Below are 8646 nucleotides of genomic sequence, written 5' to 3' on the forward strand. Positions count from 1 at the left end.
GATTGTCGTGGCAGTACCCAGCATTTGCTGTTGGATAGACAAACCCACCATGGGCGTCTTGAAAAGGTTAGACTTAAAGAATAACATTAAACAATAATACTTGTTCTACTTAGCCCAAGACACTATCATGGCACTTTGACCCCAGCAACGGTTTTTGAGCGCACCCGTTGTCCAGGCACAAGGCGATGGGTTCCGCCGACGATGACAAGATCCCCTGGTCGGAGAGTACCACGAACCAGAATGCGGTTACTCTGTGTCTGCAAAATTTCCACATCCCGCCGTTCGACACTGAAGACGTGAGCTACACCAGAACGATCCGATTCAGCCAATTCCCCCAAGACGTAGCAAGACCACAAACCACGTACTCCTTGCACTAGAGCGGTGGTGGGCAGCCAGTAACCAGCAGTAGGAATAGTTTCAGCTAATTTCCACCTCGCTACCTGTCCAGGGGACACTTGCCTTACTGCTTTGGGATCCAGGGTGAGGACAACGGTTAAGGTACGGGTACTAGAGTCTAGTTCGGGCAAAATTGAGGAAACTCGGGCTCGATAAGTCTTCTGTCCGATTTGCAACGATTGCTGGCTGTTGAGTTGGAGTTGATCAGCGGCGCTTACCGGCACACCAATCCGGGCTTGAATTGCACCATCCTCCACGAGGCGCAGGATGGGCTGACCAGGGGAGACGACGGTTCCTTCGTCTAAAAGGCGGGCAGAGATAGTGCCAGAAAAAGGGGCTTTCAGGATGCTGTTTTCCAGTTCAATTTCGAGACTGGCTAGTCTGGCATTCAGTTGTTGGATTGATGCTTGTTGGGCTTCAATGCGTTCGGGGCGTGTCCCAGCTAGTAACTCATCTACCTGGCTTTTGGCTTCCTCCAGGCGAGCTTGAAAGACACTGGTTTGACTAGCTGCTTCATCGAGTTGCTCACGGGAAATTGCCCCTTCCCGATACAGAGCTTCCCGCCGGGACTGTTTCTTGCGAGCGAGTTCGAGTTGGGAACTCAAATCCCTAACTGAAGCTTGTGCTGCCGCAATGGTTTCGGAACGCGGTCCAGCAAAGAGTTCCTTGAGCTGGGCTCGCTGTTGGGCAAGAGTCGCCAGTAATTCTCGCTGTTGGGCTTTGAGATTCCTAGTATCTAGGTAAGCCAGGGGCGTACTAGCTTTAACCCAGTCTCCTTCATCCACTGTGAGGCGGACTAATTTACCAGAACGCTCAAAGCCCAAGTCGCTACTGCGGCGGGTTACTAGGGAGCCAGTGTAGGAGCGCAACAGTTGGTATGAATCTACGGGCTTGACGCTGATTGTCTCAACCGGGAGGATATTGCCAGAAAAGGAAGCTTGGGGCTTCGATTCCTGATCGGGTTGGCTAGCCTTAAGGTTGGATAAATTTAAGCGCCAGTTAGATCCAGGGGGACTGAGCAGAAAAATACAGAATCCAGATAGTAATAAGATAGTCCCACTCTGCCATAAGCCAAATTTATTCAGTGTTTGGGTTTTTTCTCTTTTGTTGACAGTTAACGAAGGCAAGATTTGCTCTTGCTCAACAGCAGGAGGAGATTTATCCAATTTTTCTGTCTGTTCTCGAGTCAGACTAGTTTGATGGCCAGCTGAGTTATTATTCATAGTGATGACCCCCGACAGTAGGCGTGCTATTGGCATTGAAATGTTCTATGGTCAGAGTTCGATATTGCCTGTCCCTAACTCTCGGACTACGACCGAAAAGCAGCAAGTAAGCACAAGGCACGAACAACAGAGCGAGGAGAGTAGCACCACCTACGCCACCAGCAATACAGATAGCTAGAGGGGGCCAAAACTGACCACCATCAAGTAACAGGGGTACGAAACCAGCTACTGTAGTGATGGTGGTGGTGAGGACGTGGCGAGTGGAAAGAACAATTACCTCTACCATGGCTTTTCGGTTTCCTTGACGAGCCATTGAGTCAGACCGGAGGGCAGCTAGGACGACGATCGAGTCGTTAATCGCCACACCCACTAGGCCAACGGTGCCGAGGATAGCCATGAAACCCAAGGGATAGTCGAACATCCACAAGGAAGCGAGTGCCAGACCAATGGAACCAATACCCACTAGAGCAATGATCCCAGCAGACCGGAAGGAGCCAAAAGACAGGACTAGGGTGGCAACCATTAAGACTACCAGCACACCGACGGTGGACAGCAGGTTGCCTACGGCTTCATTACGTTCGGCGGATTCTCCTCCCCATTCCAGAGAATAGCCTGGGGGCAGTTGGAAGTCACTGGTTTCTAGGCGCTCTCTGAAGTCTGCTAACACCGTTGACGGTAGGACTCCTGCCGTGATAAACCCTTGGACTGTATTAACCCGTTGGCCATGGCGTCGGGTAATGGTGGCTAGTTCGGGAACCAGTTCGATTTCACCGAGGGCGGAGAGGGGAACGGTCGGGGGATTTTGATTCGATGGGATGGTGGTTGGCAGCAAGTCAAGGGTGGCAATTTGGTCGAGGTTGCCGCGATCGCGTTTGCCCAGGCGGACTCGCACTGGCAGTTCTTCGGTGCCCTCTAGGATAGAGCCACCGAGTGTTCCTTCCAGGTTACCGTTGAGTTGTTGGGCAATCTGAGTGTTGTTCAATCCGGTGAGTCGGGCTTGTTCTTCGTCTAAGCGCAACCCTAGTTTGGGTAAGGCTTCCCCTAAACTGCTGCGGGTATGAGTAACGTTAGCTACACCAGCCAGTTCTTCCCGGACCTGGTTTCCCAGTTTTTGTAGAGTATCCAGGTTGGGACCGTAGATACGTAGTTCAATTGGCGCAAGAATAGGTGGTCCCTGTTCTAGCTGTCTTACTAACACCCTGACTTTGGGAAAGGCCTGGTCTAATTCCTCTTGCAGAGCCTTAATCTGTTGACGAGTTTCGGTGGCTGAGGCGAGTTGAACCAAGCCTTGGGCATAATTGGGTGAATTTTGTCGATTTTGTGCTAGATTGTAGTAAAATGATGGGGCGCTTTTGCCAAAAAACCAATGAACATTAACTACTGAGCGATGGCGACGAAGAATGTCCCTCGCCTGTAGCGCCACAGACTGAGTTTCTGATAAGGAAGCGGAGGAGGGCAGTTCTAATTCAATGTTGAACTGATCGCGCTCGGCTGGGGGAAAGAATTGCTCTGAAAGACTCGAAGCCATCACAAAGCCTGTTATCGGCAGAATTAGAGCCAGCAGCAGCCCCAGCACCGGTCGCGCCAACATGGCATCCAGGCAGCGGCGATATAGTCGTGTCAAGGCTGGTTGGGATAAGCCTGTATTCCACCAGCCTCCTGAGTGTGAGTTGTGAATAATCAATGATGAATGAACTTCTCTCAATTCATCATTGATTATTCGTTGTTCATAATTGAGATTGTGTATCCTACCGATCAGGGCGGGTATGATTGTTAATGAAATAAGCAGGGAACTGAACAGAGCCAAGATCACGCATAGGGCTAGAGTTTTGACAAACTCACCCGCAGAGCCAGGAAGCAAGGCAATGGGCATGAAGGTCAAGGCGGTGGTTAGGGTGGATGCTAGCAAGGGCACTGCCAGGTAGCTCACGGTTTTAGATATAGCTTCAAAGGGCTTGATACCGCTTTTGAGCAGGGTTTGCATTTCATCCACAACTACGATGGCATTATCGATCAACATCCCCAAGGCAATTACCAGTCCAGTCACTGAAATCTGATGCAGGGGAATCTCTAGCAGCCTCATAGCCCCAAATACCATCAGCACTGACAGGGGTAGGGATGAACCCACAATCAAGGCTGATTTCCATCCCATCATCAAGACAGTGCTACCGACAACGCACAGGGTTCCCAGGATCAGGTTTTTGAATAGGTTATTGAGTCGGTTATTGACGTAATGGCTTTGGTCGAAGATAAGTTCCAACTCAATGCCAGGGGGTAAGCTTGACTGGAATTTCTCTAGGTTTTGGTGTGCTGCTTTTGTCCATTGGTCAATGCGTTTTTTTGAATCCATCAGTACGGCTAAGGCTATTGCCGGTTTGCGATTGATGATGGCTAATTCCGATGGTGGCTCCAAGATACTTTTTTTGACATTGGCAATATCCCCTAAACGAGCAAACTGTCCTGATTTATTGGCAACGCGAATGGGAATTTGTCGGATGCGATCTAGAGAGTCTAGCTCAGTTTCTACCTCCAGCAAGAGATTATTGGTACTGTTACGTATCTGACCGGCGGCAACTTTAGCATCACTGAGGCGGATTTGTTGTGAAAGCTCTTGGGGAGTCAGACCGAGTGTAGCTAAGTCGGTTGGGTTAATCTCGACTACGATTTCCTCAGTGGGAGCCCCAAATAATTCCACTTTCTCTGTGCCTGGGAGGGTGCGAAGTTCACTTTCGAGGTTCTTGCCCTGACGGCGCAAAATGGCATAGTTGGCTGGTGTTTCTAAGTCCCAGGTTAGTGCAACTATCAGTGTATTAGCGGTTCTTAGTTCTTTATATTCGGGTTCCAGGACTTCTTGAGGGAGCTTTGGGGTAACATCGGCAAGGCGATCGCGCACCCGAGACCAAACTTGGTCATGATTCTGAACGCTATCTTCTAGTGCTATCACAACCGTGGAGCTCCCTAGGCGGGAGGTAGATTCGAGGTATTTAATTTCTTCAATCTCTAATAGCTCTTGTTCGACTTGATCCGTTACCAGGGATTCTACCCGTTCGGCACTGGCTCCAGGAAACTCTGTATTCACTAGACCAAACCACTGACTTTGTGTGGGGTCTTCCATCCGGGGTAGGATACCGAAGGAAGAAAGTCCCCAAACTAGAATCAGGCAAATAGTTAGAATCAGTAGTCGAGAATTGCGGTAGAAGAGATTCCACATTTTTCAGCATTCATCTTTCATGGGACAAAAATCAGACTGAAAGCAGCTAGCTGCCCAAAGTCGGATAGACAGTTGTTGCTGACGATGACTAACGCGCAGTTTCTGCTGCGATCGCATAGTCAGTATCGTCATGGGTTTAGTTAGAGTCATTTTTCACCTCAAATGCTTGTCCAAAAAGGGTTTCATGTATTATCTATTGGTTTTTTCCAGGAGTCGCACATGATGCACAGTGCCTTGCCATAAAAACTGACGATATGAGTCAGAAATCGCAGTTTTTGTGGATATCGGAAACCAATGTGAGGTATCGTTTCATTTATTTTTTAATTGGATAAAAACTGAACAACCAAGCAGATGCTAAAGCAAAAAGTCCTGCTACAGGAAAAGCTAGTTGTACTCCCCAAGGTTGTCCTGGTGTTTTACCCAACATTAAGATTAAACCTGCCAACAGCAATACGCATTTTTTATACCTACGTAGACAAAAAGTACCTAAATATAGGCGTTTCAGGCTGTTTTATTTCTCACGAATGATTTAGGACTGCTATATTTTTCCTCTCACGGGGTGACAAGCTAATTGAAAATCTTACAGGGGTTAGGTTTTAGGGGTTAGGTGAAGCGCGAACATCGTCATGGCGTAGTAGTTGATTAAAACTATCTATGCAGTTGGATTGGTGAAAATTGCTTCAACTGCTCGGAATTACAACAACACGAGTCGCGCTCATTAAACCCAAAACCTAAAACCTAAAACCTAACACCTGCCTAGGTTTGAGCTTTGTTGTCACCCCTTGAGATTTTTCCTATAGCAGTTGAGCCTTTTAGCAATCCGCTTTGTGCAACCCATTCCTGTGTACGTCCCATTCCCTCTTCCAGATTTATTTTGGGCTGATAACCGAGCTGGCTTTGAGCTTTAGCGATGGAATATGCATAGGGGCGAGTTATGTAATTTACAGACTCTGGTAAAGTATCAGGTGTTTGACCGAGAATGGACTGACTCAAGCAGCGCAGCTGAATTATAAACTTGAGTACACCTGCCGGTACAGAAAAGGGAGCAGGGATATTTCCTATTTTGGCAAGGTGCGTAAAATACTCTTTGCAGGAAGTTTCTTGGCCATCAGTGATATTAAAGGTTTCTCCATAGGCTTCTTTTTCTACAGCCAGAAATATGGCCTCGATTAAATTGTCCACGTATACGTGGTTCATGACTCCTCGCCCGCTATTAGCCAATGCAAATACTCCTTCGTGCATTAATTGCAGCGGTCGAACTACCCAGGATGTACTTCCAGGTCCGTAGACATCTCCTGGCCTAATAATGATGATGCCGAAATCGGGTGGGGTATTCAGCTTTAAAAGTTCTTTTTCGCTTTCTATTTTTGTTTGGCAGTAAGGATTGCTCTCTCCACAAAGTGGCCCCTGTTCGGTCACTCCTTTAGGAAAGTTAAAGCCATAAACCATAACGCTTGAAAGATAAACAAACGTTTTTACACCAGCAGTCTTAGCAGCAGTAGCCATATTGACACTTCCACCCACATTAACTTCCTGGAAATGCTTCAGCGAGCCACCTTCCTTCACAACGGCAGCCGTATGTAGGACTATGTCCACTCCCTGGCAAGCTTTTTGAGCCGCTACGGGATCGGTTATGCTGCCCACTATAACTTCAGCACCTAGTTGCTGTGCTTTTTTTGCCTTATCTTCAGAACGTTGCAACCCTCGAACTTTCATCCCCTGAGCTAGGGCTAGTTCGGCAGCACGCAAGCCGATAAATCCACCAATTCCAGTGATGAGAAGGGTTTTCTTTTTTAGGTTCATAACTCCCCCGTACGCACTAAAGATGAACTAGCAACTACACTTTCCTTAAGGGAAGCGAAATGCTTTCCACCCAATTCAATTTGTCCTTGTTGAATTCCGGCTTCTAACTTTGTTAATAAATATTCCAAATTGCTGGTGATGATATTTGTTCCATGATCTGGTTCGACGAGACTAGCTAACTTGACATTGTCCCCATGCTGTATGGCGAGGTCATGCATTGCCAAGAAGTTTAATACTCCTGACTCGTAGGTTCCACAGGGTAGCGATGGGTTCTTTATACCAGCAACGTATTCCCCGAGGTCGAACCACTCGACGGATGGATATCCATGAAAGTGAAACATTGGCGAACCGTTCTTTTCGATAAGTTTCGGGATGTATAGAGAAGCACTGAGGACTATGGCAGCCATCACAAAAATATCGTAAGAAGGCTTAATATCCGCTGTTGTCACGTCGATTCCTTTAGGCAATTCCAGGATAAATTTGCCTTGGATCAATCCAACTCTCAAAATATCTCTTCCGGGATTCAGATTTGTCTTGTCCGATCCCGAACGAGCACTTACAAACCATACATCTGGAACTTGCTTAAATGTTGTCTCTTTTCCAAAAATTGTTTTAACATACCATCTTCCCTGTTTATTCTGACGCACTTCATTAACATCGAACCCTTCTACCGATGAAAAATCTTGCCATTCTTGACGGGATACTTCTTTTTCCCCCTGATATTGCAGTTCCTCGGCATAAGCGACAAAACCATAGGAGACTCCTGTTCTGCCATCTACGATCCAGTCAACACAGTCTTTAAGGGGCTTACTTTTGATAGCGCTAGCTAGTTTAAAACCTGGGGGAAGTAACCCTGTTGGTTTTATTCGCTTTCCAAATTCGACTAACTTGTCAGCATAGATAGATTTTTCTACATCAAATACTCCTAGTTTAAAACCACCCATGGGCAAGGGGGTAATTGGCACGTAAATTTTGGGAATAAGCGAGTAAGTCACAAATCGATCCATCTGCTCTATAGAATAGATTGAATCTGAAAGGTTCATATTTAGAATAGATACTTTTTCACTACCGACTCCGATAACGATTTGAGACTGGTTCGCTAGTAAAATTTCTACACCTAGGGGAATCTTTTCCTGATACCCGAAATTAGGATCGTTAAATCTTTCATTAAAATCTGTAAGCGCGATGGTTTGGGTATTAGTAGGATCTTCAGTCATAGTATGTTCTATAGCCCATCCAAGTAACTGAGTGATGCGTGCGGCTGAAATCTTACGCTTGCCCAAAACAAAACGAGAGTAAGCCCGATAGAATGCTTCAGCAAGGAAATATTTTATTTTTTGTACTACTGACGTTTTTTTTTCAACAGTAATAACTGCATTAATAGTTGACCTTACCGCCCTCGTCTTAAATCTTATTTGTCGATTGATGAAAGGAATATCTATTATGTAATCAGCCTCTCTTGTAGCATCGAGCCAGGGTTCGACTCGAACACCAATTTCGAGAAGCTTTAGCTCCAGTTCCTCTCTAAACTTCAGGATAGCTTCTTTACGAAAATTGCTTGGCAATGGTTTGAAGGTAACTCTCAAATTCTTCGCCATCATCAGCGGATCGATAATAGGGGATCGATTTACGGGATCAGAACTTCCTCCAATTAAACGACCTATTGTCCCTGGACTCAAGTGTTGACTGTTGTAAGCCGCGCTCCTGCAAACCTCACGACTATATTTTTCCCGTAAAAACGCAATAATTTCTTCTTTGCTCTCTGAAAGTTCTGCTCGCAGCTTTGTCGTTAGAGCTCCTTTAGGAGCGTTAATTATAAGCTTGTCACCACTAACTTGTAATTGAATGTCTAGTTTTGAGACGTTTACAATTAGTTCAGAAATGTTCATCAGTTTTTCTCTGCTCAAAATAGTATTTAGCTACCTAGATTTCCAGGGTAAACGCATCTAATTTCATGACTCGTATATATAGTGTTTTCTAAATTTAAAAAACACTATATGTCGAAACTACATT

Annotated in this window: 5 protein-coding genes; all 5 read right to left on the reverse strand. The window is 46.2% G+C overall.

From position 1 onward, the window contains the following. Nucleotides 1-125 precede the first annotated feature (125 nt). The 5 genes from BJP34_RS22165 to BJP34_RS22180 all read right to left on the reverse strand — a co-directional run bounded on the left by BJP34_RS22165 (nt 126) and on the right by BJP34_RS22180 (nt 8522). Entirely contained in the window at nt 126-1619 is a 1494-nt protein-coding gene (locus BJP34_RS22165) for an efflux RND transporter periplasmic adaptor subunit (protein ID WP_083305301.1), read from the reverse strand. Beyond that, nucleotides 1612-4830 (reverse strand): efflux RND transporter permease subunit, encoded by a 3219-nt coding sequence (locus BJP34_RS22170; RefSeq protein ID WP_070394212.1) that lies wholly within the window; start codon nt 4828-4830, stop codon nt 1612-1614. Before BJP34_RS22170 ends, BJP34_RS22165 begins: the two co-directional genes overlap by 8 nt. A gap of 3 nt (nt 4831-4833) precedes the next feature. Further along, nucleotides 4834-4980 carry a hypothetical protein gene (locus tag BJP34_RS44075; RefSeq protein WP_158517385.1) on the reverse strand — a complete coding sequence of 49 codons (147 nt, stop codon included), beginning with the start codon at nt 4978-4980 and terminating at the stop codon, nt 4834-4836. 606 nt (nt 4981-5586) lie between these two features. Then, nucleotides 5587-6633 (reverse strand): NAD-dependent epimerase/dehydratase family protein, encoded by a 1047-nt coding sequence (locus tag BJP34_RS22175; protein WP_070394213.1) that lies wholly within the window; start codon nt 6631-6633, stop codon nt 5587-5589. Further along, nucleotides 6630-8522, reverse strand: a complete 1893-nt coding sequence (locus BJP34_RS22180) for a hypothetical protein (RefSeq protein WP_070394214.1) — start codon at nt 8520-8522, stop codon at nt 6630-6632. The genes BJP34_RS22175 and BJP34_RS22180 overlap by 4 nt, the downstream gene beginning before the upstream one ends. Nucleotides 8523-8646: the final 124 nt, after the last annotated feature.

Origin of the sequence: Moorena producens PAL-8-15-08-1 (assembly GCF_001767235.1) — a bacterium.
GTDB classification, from domain to species: Bacteria; Cyanobacteriota; Cyanobacteriia; order Cyanobacteriales; family Coleofasciculaceae; genus Moorena; species Moorena producens_A.

Excerpts from the sequence above, each read along its gene's own strand:
- BJP34_RS22165 (WP_083305301.1), bottom strand. The coding sequence starts at position 1,619 with ATGAATAATAACTCAGCTGGCCATCAAACTAGTCTGACTCGAGAACAG.
- BJP34_RS22170 (WP_070394212.1), bottom strand. The coding sequence starts at position 4,830 with ATGTGGAATCTCTTCTACCGCAATTCTCGACTACTGATTCTAACTATT.
- BJP34_RS44075 (WP_158517385.1), bottom strand. The coding sequence starts at position 4,980 with ATGACTCTAACTAAACCCATGACGATACTGACTATGCGATCGCAGCAG.
- BJP34_RS22175 (WP_070394213.1), bottom strand. The coding sequence starts at position 6,633 with ATGAACCTAAAAAAGAAAACCCTTCTCATCACTGGAATTGGTGGATTT.
- BJP34_RS22180 (WP_070394214.1), bottom strand. The coding sequence starts at position 8,522 with ATGAACATTTCTGAACTAATTGTAAACGTCTCAAAACTAGACATTCAA.